Genomic DNA, 15,956 nt, shown 5'->3' with positions numbered 1-15,956 from the left:
GGCCACCTGGGTCCATCCCCGCGTGCGCGGGGAGCAGCCGTTGTGGCGCGGGTGGGCGCAGGACCACCCGGGTCCATCCCCGCGTGCGCGGGGAGCAGCCCAGCGCTCCGGCGACATCCGCCGAGGCGACGGGTCCATCCCCGCGTGCGCGGGGAGCAGTCGCGCTCCGGCCCAATGTGGAACCGGCGGGTGGGTCCATCCCCGCGTGCGCGGGGAGCAGTCTTCCTGACCTGGGCCTTTACTCTCTCAGGTAGCTTGAATTTGCAGGTTGTTGAAAATCAGACACAAAGAACACCAGCCCCAAATTCACCCACAAACCCTCATCATCGCCCAAAACGTCGACGCTTCGACGCCTTACTCCAGCCCTTCTTCACCCGAACGGGTTGGTCGCTCCCCTTCGCCAGCGGGCGCTGAATCAGCGTCATCCCCTCGTGGTCCACAGGTTTCCACTTGTGATCGAACGTCTCGAAGGTGAACCCTTGCTCGTTGTTGGTCGAGTAGGCCAGCAGGGCCCGGCCGTGGCCCGCATACGCCTGCACCTCGCCCCATAGCACCTCCCGCACACGCGCGGACGGCCCTCCGATGAAGACCCCGGGGGAGATCTCCAGTAGCCAACGGGTGAGCAGGCCGCGCAAACCAACCGGACATGTCGTCAGAATGATGACCGTCACCAGACCACCCCGTAGTTCCTACCCCCGACCACGTCCACACCCTCGTCGGTTTGCAAGCCCACCTGGTCGGCTTCCTCGAACTCAGTCCCTGGAGGCAGCAGGAGCCGTTTGACGTCACTCACGCACCGATCGAGCAGACCCAACTCATGAATGCGGTCCCTGAGCGCACGCCGCGTACGCGCCCCCACCTCATCATCGCTTTCGGCGACCACGTCGAAGGCCACGGGGATGGCCACCTCCACCTTGTACAGGTCCGCGATGTCCAAAACGAACGACTGTTCGTGCCCCGAGTGCACGAACCCCAGCCCGGGGGTACACCCCAACGCCGCCACCACGGACTGCGCGATGCCGTAGAAGCACTGCGCCGCGGCGGTGATCGCCTGATTCGGCGCGTCGCCGGAGTCGAAGTCCCCGGGGGTGAACCGTCTGCCGCGCCAGGGCACTCCGGTCCTGGCGGACTGTTCCCGGTAGGATGCCTTGACCCGGTCCCCTTCCAAGCCGAGCAGCTGTCTGCGGCTCTTACCTTCGACGTTCTCCCCTGGAAAGCGCAGCTGGTACATGCTGCGTGCCACGTCGAGACGGGTGCGCTTGTTGGCCCAGGCAGTGGCCTGGGCCTGGACGAGAGCGGACGATCGGGTCAACGCCCGCCCTCCGGAGTAGTAGCGCACCCCGTGTTCGCCCACCCACACCACACCCGCTCCGCTGTCGCCCAACAGGGCCATCGCCTGGTGGGTGACCCGTGTGCCCGGACCGAGGAGCAGGGTGCCGATCGTGGCTGAGGGTATGTGCCGCACGCCTTCGCCGTCCTCGGCGGTCAGGGCGTTCGACTCGCGGTGTACCGTGCACCGTTCCAGGTAGACGAACGAGCTCCGGTCGCTCACCCTGGTCAGCTCGCTGGGGTTGAGCGCCGCGCGCTTGCCGGGAGTACTCATACCGGTGCCAGGGTCATCAGTCCGCACCCGTAGGCCTTGGCTCGGCCGATGCCGGACACCAGAGCGTGCCGGAGTGTGTCGGGATCGGTGATGCGCAGACGCCCGTCGAAGGTCACACTCGTCAACGGCACCCGATTCGGCTCACCCGTGGCCTGTTCGACCTTGTTGAAGCGGCGTGCCTGCCGGTTGTGCACCATCAGCTCGTAGGCGTCCTCGGGCCTGGCCCCGGCCCCATCTTCCCTGCGCGGCACCTCAAAGCCCAGCCGCTCCTGACGTTCCAGGAGCCATCCCATCTGGTGGCGGGGCGTGACGTGTGCGGTCCGCTTGGTCGGCTGTCCGTCCTTCACCCGTACGGAGTGGACGGGGTTGGCGGCGAGCCGAAACGCCCACGTCTGCCCCTCCTCCAGCCGATCCAGCAGGGGCGCGTACTCCCTGGTCTGCCATGTGCCGGTCTTGGGCCACCCCGCCTGCTCCACCAGGTGTGTGAGGTCGGGCTCAGCCGGGCTGACCACGTACAGGTACACCTCCGTCTTGGCGTTGTGGTCAACCCTCCAGAGCACGCGTGCTCCGCCGGGGTTGCTCGACACCTCGTCCGCGAACGCCGACATCACGGCCGCGTGGGTGACCTGAGGCGATGACAGAACCTTCCGCGCACCGGCACGCGCGGTGTTGAATCGGAAACGGGTCAGGTACATCGGACCTCCAAAGCAGCGAGGGGGTCGTGGGGCGGAGGTTGCACGCGGGACTGGCTTTCGACCCTCACCGGAGGCCTGGCCGAGACGCCGCGCATCCGGTAGCGGCGGTGACGGGGGTCGAAGCTCTCCGGTAGATCCCGCAGGAGTTCGTCGGCCTGCTCCGATTCGCCCGTTTCGACGAACACGGGAAGCTCTGTCCCGCGTCTCTTCCACTCCTCGCGGTACCACTCGGAAGCCTGCCAGGGAATCACCTCCAGGTCCCGCAGGACGTCGTCCAGCCCGCCCGGGCGGATCCCCAGGTCGATCGGTCGGGAGGGCGGACACGAACGACGACCCAGGTAGGGGAGGAAGTGTGGGGAGCGCACAGCCCGGTCCAGCTCGACCAGGAAGTCCGCATCATCGCTCTCCATCCCCACCACGAACACGGCGTCGGCCACGTAGAACCGCTCCGACACGGGCATCGACTCGCCGGTGACCAGGTGCCGTGCGGTCTGGTAGTCGCGCACCCGCACCCCGGGCTGGTCGACGCGTACCCCGAACCGAAGCCCCGCCAGATCGGAGGGATCCTCGGTGCGCGGCCTGCCGAGGGCAGCGGCGAGGAGGCCGACGACACCGCTCTTGGTCGGGGTGTTCTCCGTGGTCCGCCGAGCGAAGCGCGCCGAAGCCCCCCACGCTTGAAGTGGACCCGCCAAGCGCAGTGCGAGCACGCTCACGTGTTTCGGTCCAAGCGCGTGGACACGGCGGCGCCTACCTCTGCCACCAGGTCCTTGAGCGAGGTGGCCTGTGTACCGGTCTCGGCCAGGGGCGCGGTGCGCTCCCCCACCCGGACGACCCATGTCGGGGACTCCCCCGCCCCGTAGACGCGTTCGACCTCGCCGACGTAGTCGGCCAGCGCCTGGCACGCGTCCTTGACGAACCCTTCCCCGGCATCGTTGACCATGGGCTTTTCGAAGGCTCCGACGAAGCTGATCGGGCGCTCGTCGCGCAGCTTGACCACGACGGCGTCAGGCAGGGTGTGGTTGCCGAAGGTGTTGACCTTTCCGCTGGGCATGGAGGTGACGAATCCGGTGACGAACGCCTCGACGGCACGCCGCACGGGCTCGGTGCCCTCGGCGCCCTCCCGGATCCCCTGCCCCAGGTTCCGGGCGAGCTGGTCGACGTCCACGGCCGCGTACCGGTACAGGGTCGCGGAGTTGAAGTCCACGGTGCCGATCATCCCGGCGCCGGTCTCCTCCTCGGGGTTCTCGTCGTCGACGGCGGTGTAGTAGTCGGATTCGGTGTCGACCTCGTGGACGCTGATGGCGTGTGCCACCTGGGTGGCGGCGTCCACGTTGATGTCGGCGCCGTCCGCGACCATCCGGCCGAACAAGGCGATGTCCACCGAATGACCGGTGTCGGCGATGCTCCTGGCCCTGGCCTTGACCTCTTTGTCCTTGAGGAACGTCTTGATGTCGTCCTTGCCCTCCACGGCCAGGGCCGCCAGGCCGTCGCGCTGTTGGGCGCTGAGGAACATCAGGTAGCCGGACTCGGGTGCGGGAGCGGGCTTGCCGTCCTTCTTGGCCGCCTTCACCTTGCGTTCGACGGGTTCGACCTTGGTTCCGGTGGCGGCGTGGATGGTCTGGGCTGCCAGGTCCCAGGCCGTCGCCGTCTCGATACCGGGGTCCAGTTCGACGATCCGCTTGGCGACGAACTCGGCGACGCGCTTGGTCCGGGTACCGAGTTCCTAGGGGTCCAGCAGGCCCTGGAAGCTCTCGCGTGTGGCGCGTTTCCACGCCTGGCTGGAGACCCGTGCCCGTCGCACCCCTCCGTACACGGCGGTCTTGGGGCTTCCGGTGTCATCGCGGTTGAGGTTGCTCGGCGGGACAGTCTGGAGGACGTGCAGGTCGATGATGGTTCGGCTCACTGGTGTTCCTTCTCAGGGGTGGTGGTCGCGTCGTCGGAGGTGGCCTCGGCGGCGCTGTCGTTGTTCCTGGGGGGCCGGTAGGAGACGAAGCCGTGCCCCCACTCATCCCGGACCTGTTTGATCCCGCCGGGTTCCTGGGCTCGGAAGAGCTGGTCGGCGAGCAGTCCGTAGTCGAGCGGAATCCGCTCCTGGCGCAGCCGGGCGACGATCTGGCGGAGTTCACCCACCCGGGTGCGAAGAGCGCTTGCCTGCGCGGCCTTCTTCAGCCGGTTGTGCAGCGCGGGATCGATCCTGCCGTCAGGCATGCAGGCGCGCACAGCCCAGCCCAGGCCGTGATGGGGAAGACGTCCGCGATCGCCGTCCAGGTAGCCGGCCCGGCGGTGCATCCGGTTGTCGTGACGACCCCTTCGGGCCGGCCTGTCTGTGTCCTGGTGGTCTTTCTCGGAGGGATCCTGACCGTCGTTCCCGCTCGAGGTGCCGCGGAGGGACTGCTGGTGGAGGGCGAACAGGGTGATGGCGGCGTGCACCGCCTCCTCCGCCCAGTCCTGCTGCCTGCGATTCCAGCCCGGGTGGGTGTACTGGTGTGCGTCGACGGTCAGTCCCCACAGCTGCGGGCACTCCCCGAAGGTCTTGCCCGCACCGCCGCGCAGTTGCGCCAGAGCGGCGACCGCATCTGACCGGTCGGCCAGATACCCCTCCAGGAGGTCCTCGACACGGTCGTTGACCGCGTTGCCGACGGGGCCGAGGTCGCTGCGCCCCTTGTTCTCCGTCTCCGGATGCTGGGCCCCTGCGACCTGTTGGGTTCGTTCGGTCTGGTCTGTCTGTGTCATATGTCCCTACCTGGTGTCAGTTCGTGGGGGCAGGGGCGGTGTAGGGCAGCAACCGGGCCAGCTCCCGTTGGAAGCGGCTCTTGGCCTGCGGTGTGCTCAGCCACAGGTCTGCGGCCCCCGCCTCGATGACCCGTCCCTCCCAGGCCGAGGGGCCGGCGGCGTCGGCGAGCTCGTCGCCGATCCGGCGGATCTGGTCCCGAAGTGTGCGCTGCCACTCCGCCCTGGCCTGGTCGGGGTCGGTGGCGCTGTCGAGTGAGCCCACCCAGCGCCGGTAGGGGGCGTCGAGTTGCCCGTAACCACGGTCGCGTGCGGCGTCGCGCCGAGGCCCCGGTTCCGTTCCGGCTGCCCTGGCCAGGTCGTGGGCGAGGGTGCCGAGGATCTCCACGGCCCTGTGGGCGTCGTCCACGGCGTTGATGGCCTGTTGTCGCAGCCCTTCGTGGTGGTCGTCCAGGAGGGCGACGGCCATGTTCATGTCGTCGTCGACGACCTCGTCGATGACGGACTGCTGGGTGCCGTACCGTGCGCCGATCAGCCGCGCCCGCACCCGTTTGTCCTTTTCCTCCAGGAACCCTTCGGTCGCCAGCCACGCCACCCAGTCCACAACGCGCGGTCGGACGAAGTCGTCGGCCTTGCCCCGGACGCGGTCGGTGATGAGGGAGGCCAGACCACGCCAGGCGCTGCGCGTCGGATCGTGTTCGCGCGGCATGTACACCAGGGGCATCTTGTGCTTCTTCTCCTGGGCCTGGCTGCGTCGCCACCCAGTCATGGGCTCCTGTCGGTGGCGGTGCTCGTGGGGGGTGAGGGGGTCACCGTAGGAGAGCAGGACCCCGTACGCCCCCTCGGCGTCGAAGTGCAGTCGCACGCGGCGGCTCTGCCAGGTGTACAGGTCGCGGACACCGTGGGGCCGGTAGGCGGCTTCGACGGGTTTGAGGGGGCCGGGGCCGACCGGTGCGTGGCGCCAGGCCGGTGCGTCGGCGTCGTCGGCGCGGATGTGGTCGTACTCGGTGGCCACGAGGTTGAGCAGGAGTGACTCGCGCAGGTTGGCGGCCTGCACCATGACCCCGCCGAGGTTCCCGGCCCATGCGACCCCCTGCGGGTAGCCTTTGCCTCCCTTGACCCGGTCGTCGCCGGCCGCCCCGGACTTGATGCCGGAGGTGTCGAAGGCCTGGGCGTGGACCAGCCAGCGGGCCGCCTCGGCGAAGTCGAGTCGCTGGGCCCCGTGTGCCCGCATGGTGAAGAAGCGGTTCCCGTTGGGCACGTCGGCGACGAGACGGTCGAGGGAGGAGTACTCGTTCTTGCTCGTGTGTAGCTTCGCGACCTGGAAGAACGGTGTCTGCGGGTGGAGGAGATCGAAGCGTTCGCGGTGGCGGTCCAGGTAGTCGTCGATCCGCTCGCACGGGAGGGTGTCCGCCTCCCAGAGCTCGTGCCAGTCCTCCGCGCTTTCGGGGCCGTCCACGGCGTCGTGGAGAATCGCGAGGAGGAGCCGAATGAGCGCGAACTCCTGGGTGGGTAGGTCGCCGACCAGGCGGACCAGATGGGGCGCCTGGTGGAACACCTGGCGGAGGGAGAGTTCGTCCTCGGTCCCGTTGGGGCGCAGAACCCGGATCCACGGCCGTGTTGTCAGGTCGAACTCCGGTTGCTGGCCCGGGGGTGGGCTCTCGGTCAGGAGATCATTCGACACGGCTTACCTTCAACCCGTCTTCTTCGCTGTAGTGGAGTTCGAATCCTGCCAACTCTCGACGACATTTCTCGTCGAGGACCAGGAGGAGTTCACCTGCGAGCCAGTGGGATTCCTTGACCTGCCACGCTGGAAAAACGTCCGATTCGAGTTCTTCGATCGCTTTCATGGCAGTTTGTTCGAAGGTGAATTCGAACGGCAGTCGCAATCCGCAGGCCGCCACCGTACAGGCCAGTTCGTCGGGCGGGACCGCCTCAGTGGGCAGTTCCCGACCGCCTCGATCGTTGGACAGCCAGGGAACGGTGACGAGGGTCCCGTCCGCACGTCGTTGCACGACCAGGACCTCGATCGTGTCGGGGGTGTCGCGGACCTGTTGTCGACCAGCCCGGGTGTCATCGGCGTCCCCCGCCCCGGCGGCCACCCACCCCACCAGCGGCCGGCCGTCCCTGCCCACATCACCGAGCAAGAAGCCCTCGGCTTTCCGGGATTGTTCGGCGATGGCGACCTCGAAGGCCTCTCGTTCCTGGTCGATGGTGGTCCGCCAGGTGTCCGGTCCCAGCGGAGCGTCCCTGTACACCGCTTGCACGAGGGGACTGATGTCATCGGGAAGGGACACGGTCGAAGCCGTGACCTCGCCCGTGTCGGCGGCGGCGAAACGCGTCTCCAACGCGGCCGCTGTGCGCAGCAGCAGGTACGTTCCGTAGATCTTCGTGCCGCTGATGGGGGTGGGAACCGCAGTGGTCCAGTCCGCCCCGGTGACGAGGCAGCGCGCCGTGCGCAGACGCGGCGGGCGGTCGCACTGTTCGGCTCCCCGCTCGTGCCGGTGGAGACGGCCCATGCGCTGGAGCATGAGGTCGATGGGGGCGAGATCGGTGACCAGGAGGTCGAAGTCGATGTCCAGGGACTGCTCGGCGACCTGGCTGGCGACGACCACGTGCGGACCGCTCGGCCGCTTACCTTTCAGATCAGCGACCTTGTCCGGGTTGCCGAAGTGCCGCAGCAGGTCCTCGTCGTTGGCCAACCGGTCCAGGTCCAGGAAACGCGCGTGCGCGACGGTGACGTTGTCGCGGCCGAACCGGTCACGCAGCCTTTTCGCGGTGGCGTGGACCCTGGCGACGGTGTTACGGATGACCAGAGCGTTCCCGCCGTCCGCGAGTTCGGTTCCCAGACGCCGCGCGAGGATGTCGAGGTCGTCGTCGAGGCGTTCCAGACGCACCTGGGTCGAGCGACCCGAAGCCGCCGGGCGGTACAGGGTCGGCGATGTGCCCCGCTTCACCGCGGTGATGAGGGGATAGCTTTCCTCCTGCTCCAAAGGCGCGAACTCTGCTGCGTCCGGCCGGGCCCCCGCGTAGGCCGCCGCCAGGGCCCGGCGTCGGCTCGCGGGAAGCGTCGCGGACAGAACCACCACGGGAACCCCGTAGGCGCCCAGCCAGGACAGAGCCCGGTCCAGGTAGCGGCTCATGTAGGTGTCGTAGGCGTGGGCCTCGTCGATCACCACGACCTTGCCCGCGACGGCCAGGTGTCGAAGCGCCAGGTGGCGGGTCTTGAGACCGACGAACAGCAGCTGGTCGATGGTGCCAGCGACGAAGGAGGCGAGCATCCCCTTCTTGCGGCCCCGAAGCCAGTGGTGGGCGACCAGTTCGGCGGAGGTGCGCACCTGGTCGGCTCGGTGGTCCCAGTGGTCGTCATCACCGTCCGGGTCGATGTTGGCGCTCTGGCCGCCAGACCACATCAGGCGGGTGAAGCGCTCGTTGAGCGCGGCCTTGGAGTGAGCGAGGTTCACCGAGTGGCGCGTGTGCTCGTCCGGAGCGGGCAGGCGGTCCAACCACGAGGTCAGTCGGGGGAACATGGCGTTTCCGGTGGCCATGGTGGGCAGCGCGAAGAAGCAACCGCCCGCGCCGGTGTGCGCGCCGAGGATCTCAGCGGCGGCCAGGGCGGCCTCGGTCTTGCCCTCGCCCATGGGCGCCTCCACCATGAGCAGCCCCGCGCCACCGAGGTCACGGGCCGCCGTCACGGCGGCCTCCTGCACGGGGCGGACCTTCGCCCCGTCTGGAAGGTCGAAACGGGCCTTGAACAGGGCATCCACGCTCAGGTCGGGGTCCTGGGGCCGCCACGGCGCGGGCAGGTCCAGGAGTCGCCAGGCTTCCTCGACGCGTTCGGGGTCGCGTTCCCGAACCCCGGGGAACAGGGGGAAGAGGTCGCTGTTGGAGGCGATCCAGTCGGCGACGATGACCAGAGCGGTGAGCAGCACCTGGGTGGTCTGTGGGAGCTTGACGCCTGACCATCCCGTCAGGTGTTCCCGCGCGCCGGTGGCGACCGCCGCATGGTCGAGGAGTTCACACTGGACCGCTTTCCAGGTTGGTCCGCTACCCCGGGTCCGCAACATGTGGCGGTGGCCGCGCAAGGTTTCAATGTCACTCGCTTCGGGTGGGACCCCGTGGTGTCCACCGGCCACGATGGTGAACGCCAGGGTGGCGCGCTTGGCCCAGCCGTGTTGTTCCACGAGCCACTCCTGCATCAGGAGTTGCCCGGCCAGCCCGTGGGGGGCGAGTTTGCGGTCCTGCCGGATCTGCTTCTCCAGCGGGACGTCGAGGCCGTGACGCCGCATCCGGTCGGCGAGCGCCTCGACCTGGCAGGCGAACGCGGGAGTGGCCTTGCCGATGTCGTGGGTGCAGGCGAGGAACACCGCGAGGGTCCGGGCGCTGTCGACTCCGCTTGACAAAGCGTCGGCGATATGGCGACGCACTTGGTCGGGGAGCCAGTGGTCCCAGAGTCGACCCGCGACAGCAGCGCTGTCAGCCATGTGCCGCCACAGCGGCAGCCAGCCGTCAGAACGCCGGTCGTGCTTGGCCCACACCGAGCGGGCAGCGCGGGACAGATTGCCTGGCCAGGGGTGGGGAGAGGAAGGTCCGGTCACGCGGACATCCAATCGAAGCACCCAGCACTGGGTACCGAAAACCACCCACATGGCCACATCCGGCCACCCTCCTGAAGAAGGCCCGCCTCCCCAAACACCTCTGCCTGGGAAGACGGCCCCATCCCCGCGTGCGCGGGGAGCAGACCGCCGGGAACGCGTCGTACTACTCGGTGTCGGGTCCATCCCGGCGTGCGCGGGGAGCAGCCCCGGTTCCACCTGTGGCTGAGCGCGGACGCGGGTCCATCCCCGCGTGCGTGGGGAGCAGGATGAGGCTGCGTGGTGGACGATTCGGGATCGGGGTCCATCCCCGCGTGCGCGGGGAGCAGTGCACATCTGCTTCCCCTACGGGCTGGACTTCGGGTCCATCCCCGCGTGCGCGGGGAGCAGGCTGTGCGCCATCTAGCCGAGCGCGGGGTGGTGGGTCCATCCCCGCGTGCGCGGGGAGCAGGCGTGGGGGCTGTCTGCTCTCGCGCCGTTGGGGGGGTCCATCCCCGCGTGCGCGGGGAGCAGCAAACCCGCAACGCCACGTGGTGTCACCCCCCGGGTCCATCCCCGCGTGCGCGGGGAGCAGAAGCCCATCGAGGAGGACGAGGACGCCGAGCCGGGTCCATCCCCGCGTGCGCGGGGAGCAGGCACCTTGGTGCGCGATGTTCATCTCCTGGCTGGGTCCATCCCCGCGTGCGCGGGGAGCAGGCAAAGGAAGTCGGCGTCTGGCGATTCTCCAGGGGTCCATCCCCGCGTGCGCGGGGAGCAGAACCTGGCCTACGACGTGCCCGAGGGGCTGACGGGTCCATCCCCGCGTGCGCGGGGAGCAGTGGTTCCCCCTCGATGACCAGGGGCGGCCGACGGGTCCATCCCCGCGTGCGCGGGGAGCAGGAGGGCGTGGGCGTACCGGATGAGGGTGCCGAGGGTCCATCCCCGCGTGCGCGGGGAGCAGCAGCCGTCCGGGCACCGGGACTACTTCGGGGTGGGTCCATCCCCGCGTGCGCGGGGAGCAGCTGTGGGTCGGCTTCGCCCACCTGCGCGCGCGGGGTCCATCCCCGCGTGCGCGGGGAGCAGACGGCCTGTCGGGCGCCGTGTACTACGACACCGGGTCCATCCCCGCGTGCGCGGGGAGCAGCTTCCAGACGGCGACTTCCTGCGCTTCGCCCCGGGTCCATCCCCGCGTGCGCGGGGAGCAGCTACTGGCCGTTCTCTCCGGCCAAGCGCGGGCCGGGTCCATCCCCGCGTGCGCGGGGAGCAGCCACGACGGGCCTCCTTCGCGGACTCGCCCACGGGTCCATCCCCGCGTGCGCGGGGAGCAGCTGGCCGAGGACTCCGCGGCCGTGGTTGAGGCGGGTCCATCCCCGCGTGCGCGGGGAGCAGTGGCTTTTACGCCAGCATTGCCTTACGGGCGCGGGTCCATCCCCGCGTGCGCGGGGAGCAGTCAAGAACCGGTCACCAACGGATGTCCTCCACGGGTCCATCCCCGCGTGCGCGGGGAGCAGGCAAGCCCGCTGCACGGGGCAGTCGGAGCAGAGGGTCCATCCCCGCGTGCGCGGGGAGCAGGATGCTTCACCGGGAGCCCTCGGGGCGCATCCGGGTCCATCCCCGCGTGCGCGGGGAGCAGTGTCCTGATCGCCTGCCGCGTTGAGGACCGGCTGGGTCCATCCCCGCGTGCGCGGGGAGCAGATCCCAGACGCCGTGCCCGCACGGGGTGATGCCGGTCCATCCCCGCGTGCGCGGGGAGCAGCTCGGCTGGGGCGTGCTGGCGTGGGCCGAGGAGGGTCCATCCCCGCGTGCGCGGGGAGCAGGTCCGAGTGATGCGCGGCCGGGTCGTCAAGACGGGTCCATCCCCGCGTGCGCGGGGAGCAGCACGTGTTCTCCTTGGGTCGGGTTGGGAGCTAGGGTCCATCCCCGCGTGCGCGGGGAGCAGTCTTCCTGACCTGCGCCTTTACTCTCCCAGGCAGCCCGAAACTGCAAGTTGTTGAAAACCAGACACAAGAAACGAAACTGAACACAGGCGCGCACAATTCACCATCAGCCACGAAACCCCGTCATCATCTTAGGGCCCACCCATCTCCGGCCACCTCACATCATCCACGAACCGACAACCTCACCCCGGAGAAAACCCTCAGCAGGACGCGACGAAGCAGCGGGAAATGACATGTGGCAACACCAGGTCGCCGGAATTCTCATCCAATGACCTCAAGTCCGAATCCCGCCGGGGGCTCACCACTCGAAAGCACAGCTATGCACCGGTCTGAGAGGGTCGGGCACCCTGCGGCGCCGAACCGGTCTCAGCGGGCGAGGTCGCCGAGGAGCGTGTCGACCACGGACTCCTCGTAGACGATGCGCTGGTGCCGCGCCATCGCCTCCGCCAGAGCGGGATCCCACGGGGAGGGCTGGACGTCGCCGCTCAACGCGTCGTACTCGTCGGCCTCGTGGGCGAGGTAGTCGGCCGCCGTCATCCGCCACGGGACCGCGCCGTGCCGTTCGACCACCCGCCGGGTCATGGCCAGGCCCGGCCAGTCGAAGTCGCCGTGGTAGCGCAGTCGCCCGCCCCCGTCGCTGACCGCCCGCGCCAGGCGGTGGAACGCGGCCGACGGCCAGCCCTCGGTGCACAGCAGCGGTGCGGACCGGGCACCGAACCGTTCGGCCGCGCGGCGCAGGACGGCGGGGTTCTCGCACACGTACACGACGGGTTCGCCGACGGCGACGGGCAGTCGGACGAGCTGGTGCAGGGTCACCTGGAACGGGACACCCGTTTGAGCGGCCCCGGTCAGCCACTCCCCCAGCCCGGCTCCCCGAGCGGGGAGGTTGAGCGCCAGAACCCGGCTGGCCAGGTCGTCGGGAACGACGTCGTTCTCCTCCCACAGGGCCCGGCACTCCTCCGCGTTGCCGTCCGGCGGCAGGGCACTGGTCGAGCGGCGCGCCAGCGCCCGCAGGACCAGGGTGGACAGGGGCCTGCCGTGGTTGAGGGCCTTGGTGCTGCCGGTGACCCGGACGGCCAGTTCGGGCAGGAGCAGCGGAAGGGCGGCCGGGTCGTGGGCGTCGACGGCCTCCAGGACCCGCACGGCCTGGCCGAGGGTCGTGGTGTCCCCGGCACCCGACAGGTGCCCCACGCGGTAGCGCTCGACCCAGGCGAGCCAGTCCCGGTACCAGGCGGCGGTCTCGTTCAGGGAGCTGGCCGACGCGGGAGCCAGCACCTCCGAGCGAAGCCGCGCCCTACGCGCCTTCTCGTCGTCCTTGAGGCGCAGCGGAGGGCCGAGGGTCTCCAGGAGTTCGACCAGCCCGATCCCGTAGCCGGAGCTCAGCGTGGTGTCCAGTCGGGAGAGTTCGACGGTGAATCCGCTCGCCCTGGGTTTCCGGTTCAGACCGAGGAAGCCGTTGAGGCTCCGGTGCTCCTCGGCGGTCAGGCCCTTGACCGTGAAGCTCCCGGTCAGGACGCCGTTGCGCTTCTCCACCTCGGTGCGCGCCCGGTCGAGCAGTGCGGCGAACCGGGGTTCGCGGAACCGGTCGAGGTTCACCCGGCCTCCTCCAGCAGGGTCCCCTCGGTGGACTGGGGCACGAACCGGCTGGGGGTGATGCCCAGGAGTTCGGCGGCCAGCTCCTCGTTGCCGGAGAACCCGGCGTCGGCGTCGATCGTCTGCTCCCCGTCCCACAGCATGAGCAGCGCCGAGACCGTGTGCGCCCCCTTGTCGTGGTGCATGTCGTAGTGGGCGGCCATGGGCACGGTGTCGTAGTGCACCCACAGGTCGTGTCCGGTCATGAACATGTCCAAGCCGAAGGTGATGGTCAGGCCCATGAGCTCGGGCTTGTAGCGGTCGTCGATACCCGCGAACGCCTCGTCGAGGGCGACCACGCGCGGGCAGGTCGGGGCGGCCGAGGAGTACAGCGCGTTGGCCGCCGCGAACAGCGGCAGGTGGATCGCGGCGGACTTCTCCCCACCCGACATCTGCTCGTGCTTGTTCCGGGTGAGCCGCACCTCCTCCTGGCCCGGGACGGCCAGGCGCAGCTCGAAGCGGTACCAGTCGCGGTAGTCCAGGACGGCGGCCAGGACCTGCTTGTAGCTGGCACGGGGGTGGGCGGCGTGGTGGTCGCGGATCATGTCGCGCAGCACCGCGCGCAGTTCGGCCAGGCCCGAGGGCCCCAGGCCCGCCTCGTCGCGCTTGACCAGCCGGGTGGCCAGGCGTTCCCGGTCGGTGAGGGACTCGTCGCGCACCCAGCGGATGCCGATGCGCGTCCCGGAGGACATCGGGCGGGCGCGGGTGTCCCGGTCCATGTCGCGGACCAGGTCGCGGGCGTCCCGGACGCGCTCGTGGATCTGCTGGGCGATGCCGCCGAGCAGTTCGTCCTCCAGGACCTGGTGCTCCTCCTCCCGCAGGAGCGCGCCCTGCTCCTCGACCCGGTCGGCGATGGCGCGCGCGAACGCCGAGACGGGGTTGCGTCCGCCCTCGTCGTTGACGAACACGGTGATGATGCCGGTGGGGCCGACCTCGTGGTCGACCCGGTAGCCCTCGGAGTCACCGCCCAGGGTCTCCTGGAAGGACCGCAGCGCGTTCGACATGCGGGTGGCGGTGGACTTGATGTCGCTCTCGCTGACCGCCGGGGTGGCGCCGACGGTGACGGTGAAGGCCTCCAACAGGGCGCCGACACCGTCGGGGAGGGCCTCGGCGACGGTCTCGGCCGTGCCGGTGAGGATGCGCTCGGCCATCTCCTCCGGGGTGGGCCAGGTGCTGCGGTCGGGCCAGGCGGTGGTCGGTTCGACGCCCATGACGGCGCGCACGGCGGGCTGGGTGAACTCGGCGAGGGACTCCACGGCCTCGTGGAGGGCGCCCAGCGCGAGGGTGAGCGCGCCCCTTCCCTCGTCGCGGCGGGTCTCGGAGCGGATCGCGCGGTCGTGCTCGGTCTGCGCCGTGGTCCGGGCGGTGTCGCGTTCGCGGGTGAGCGCGTCGCGTTCGGCGCGCAGCGCGTCGAGGCGGGCGAGGATCTCGCGGACGGGGGCGTCGATGGCCGACTCCATCGCGGCCAGGGCCGCCGCCTCCTCTTCATGCGCGGCACGCTGTTCGGCCAGCTCCTCGCGTTCGGACTCCAGCGCGACGGTGAGGCGGTCGACGGTCTCGCGGCGGCCCGCGAGGTCGCGTTCGTACTCGGCGGCGTCGGTGCGGGTGGTGTGCAGGGCGTCCGCGGTGGCGAGGAAGTCGGTCAGGGCCTCGGAGACGGCGTCGGTCCCGGCGCGGTCGGCGGGCATCGCGCGTTCGGCGGCCACGGCGCGTACCCGGCGGCGCTGGGCGTCGACCTCGGCGACGGCCGTGTCGAGGTCGCGGCGCGACCGGTCAGCGGCGGTACGGGCGGAGGCCAGGAGGGTGGAGTGGCGTTCGACGGCGCGCACGGCCTTGGCCACGGGGGTGGGGTCGGGCAGGTCGCCTCGGGCGCGGCCGTGGTCCTTGAGCCGTTCGCGGGCGTGTCCGAGCTGGTCGCGCAGGCTCTCGTGGTGTTCGGTGAGCTCGGCGACGCGGGCGTCGCAGGCGGCGAGCCGTTCGCGGCGCCGGTGGGCGCGGTTGGTGGCGCCGATGTACTCCGCGGCGGCCTTGGGGTGCGAGCCGACGAGCACGCCCAGTCCGAACCGGGCTCCTGTGTCCACGCCCCCGGTCGTGGTGACGGCGTCACCGGTGTCGCGGTGCAGCGGCACGGAGCGCAGGACGCGGGTGATGGTCTCGGCGGGGACGTGCGCCTGGTCCTCGGGGACCAGGACGTCGGCGAGGGTGGCTCCGGGGTGCGGTGCGGACGGCAGCAGGTAGGCGTCGCTGTCGCCGTCGGCGAGGGCGGTGCGGGTGAGCGCGGGGTCGGGGTGGACCCAGGCGGTGAGCATCCCGGCGGCGTGCAGGGCGCCCTCGACCGCCGCGCCGTGCTCCTCGGGCAGGTCGTCGGCGAAGCGGACGAGCCGCCACAGCGGCGCGCCCTGGCGGCCGCCGCGCGGCGCGGGGCGCAACGGGTCGGCGGGCGGGGCGTCGTCGCGTTCGGCGGCGATGTCGTCGCGCTCCCGGCGCAGCCGGACGAGTTCCTCGGAGGTCTCGGTCTCCTGGCGCTCCAGGCCGTGCACGCGCGCGGCGATCTCCAGCTGCGCGTCGTGGACGTGCTCGTTGAACACCTCCACCAGGGTGGGGGTGCCGGGTTCGCCGAGGCGGGCCAGGGCGTCCAGGAGGGCGCCGCGGCCGGTGTCGTCGACCAGGTCCCAGCGTTCGTGCCAGGCGCGCACGGCGTCGGCGGCGCCCGAGCGGAGCGCGGCGAGCTCCTCGGCGGCGCGGGTGCAGTCGGCCTCGCGTCCGGTGAGCTCGTCGGCGGCGC

Annotated in this window: 9 protein-coding genes, 1 pseudogene and 1 CRISPR repeat array; all 10 genes and pseudogenes read right to left on the bottom strand. The window is 70.3% G+C overall.

Annotated features, from left to right (window positions below):
* Positions 1-323: 323 nt before the first annotated feature.
* Entirely contained in the window at positions 324-671 is a 348-nt protein-coding gene (gene cas2e, locus D471_RS0130665) for a type I-E CRISPR-associated endoribonuclease Cas2e (protein ID WP_017602146.1), read from the bottom strand.
* A complete protein-coding gene (gene cas1e, locus D471_RS0130660) occupies positions 668-1,603 on the bottom strand; it encodes a type I-E CRISPR-associated endonuclease Cas1e (protein ID WP_017602145.1) in 936 nt (311 codons plus the stop codon). The genes cas2e and cas1e overlap by 4 nt, the downstream gene beginning before the upstream one ends.
* Positions 1,600-2,298, bottom strand: coding sequence for a type I-E CRISPR-associated protein Cas6/Cse3/CasE (gene cas6e / locus D471_RS0130655; protein ID WP_017602144.1), 699 nt, complete (start codon positions 2,296-2,298; stop codon positions 1,600-1,602). Before cas6e ends, cas1e begins: the two co-directional genes overlap by 4 nt.
* Positions 2,289-3,011: a type I-E CRISPR-associated protein Cas5/CasD gene (gene cas5e, locus D471_RS0130650; RefSeq protein WP_017602143.1), complete on the bottom strand. Its 723-nt coding sequence runs from the start codon at positions 3,009-3,011 to the stop codon at positions 2,289-2,291. The genes cas6e and cas5e overlap by 10 nt, the downstream gene beginning before the upstream one ends.
* A pseudogene (gene cas7e / locus D471_RS37115) lies at positions 3,008-4,201 on the bottom strand (type I-E CRISPR-associated protein Cas7/Cse4/CasC). Before cas7e ends, cas5e begins: the two are co-directional and overlap by 4 nt.
* On the bottom strand, positions 4,198-5,031 hold the full coding sequence (gene casB / locus D471_RS37110) for a type I-E CRISPR-associated protein Cse2/CasB (protein ID WP_017602140.1): 834 nt from the start codon (positions 5,029-5,031) through the stop codon (positions 4,198-4,200). The pseudogene cas7e and the gene casB overlap by 4 nt, the downstream one beginning before the upstream one ends.
* A 16-nt stretch (positions 5,032-5,047) precedes the next feature.
* The gene (gene casA, locus D471_RS0130635; RefSeq protein ID WP_017602139.1) at positions 5,048-6,712 is read right to left on the bottom strand and encodes a type I-E CRISPR-associated protein Cse1/CasA; all 1,665 of its coding nucleotides are present in this window, start codon (positions 6,710-6,712) and stop codon (positions 5,048-5,050) included.
* On the bottom strand, positions 6,702-9,677 hold the full coding sequence (locus D471_RS0130630) for a CRISPR-associated helicase/endonuclease Cas3 (protein WP_083924440.1): 2,976 nt from the start codon (positions 9,675-9,677) through the stop codon (positions 6,702-6,704). Before D471_RS0130630 ends, casA begins: the two co-directional genes overlap by 11 nt.
* Positions 9,678-9,740: 63 nt before the next feature.
* Positions 9,741-11,541: a CRISPR direct-repeat array (repeat unit 29 nt; unit sequence GGGTCCATCCCCGCGTGCGCGGGGAGCAG).
* Positions 11,542-11,905: 364 nt separating this feature from the next.
* On the bottom strand, positions 11,906-13,135 hold the full coding sequence (locus tag D471_RS0130625) for a TIGR02679 family protein (RefSeq protein ID WP_017602137.1): 1,230 nt from the start codon (positions 13,133-13,135) through the stop codon (positions 11,906-11,908).
* On the bottom strand, positions 13,132-15,956 hold a 2,825-nt coding region (locus D471_RS0130620; RefSeq protein WP_017602136.1), incomplete at its 5' end, for an SbcC/MukB-like Walker B domain-containing protein. The genes D471_RS0130620 and D471_RS0130625, both read right to left, overlap by 4 nt.

This window comes from Nocardiopsis lucentensis DSM 44048, from assembly GCF_000341125.1.
GTDB classification, from domain to species: domain Bacteria; phylum Actinomycetota; class Actinomycetes; order Streptosporangiales; family Streptosporangiaceae; genus Nocardiopsis; species Nocardiopsis lucentensis.
This window is presented reverse-complemented; position numbering and strand designations above follow the sequence as displayed.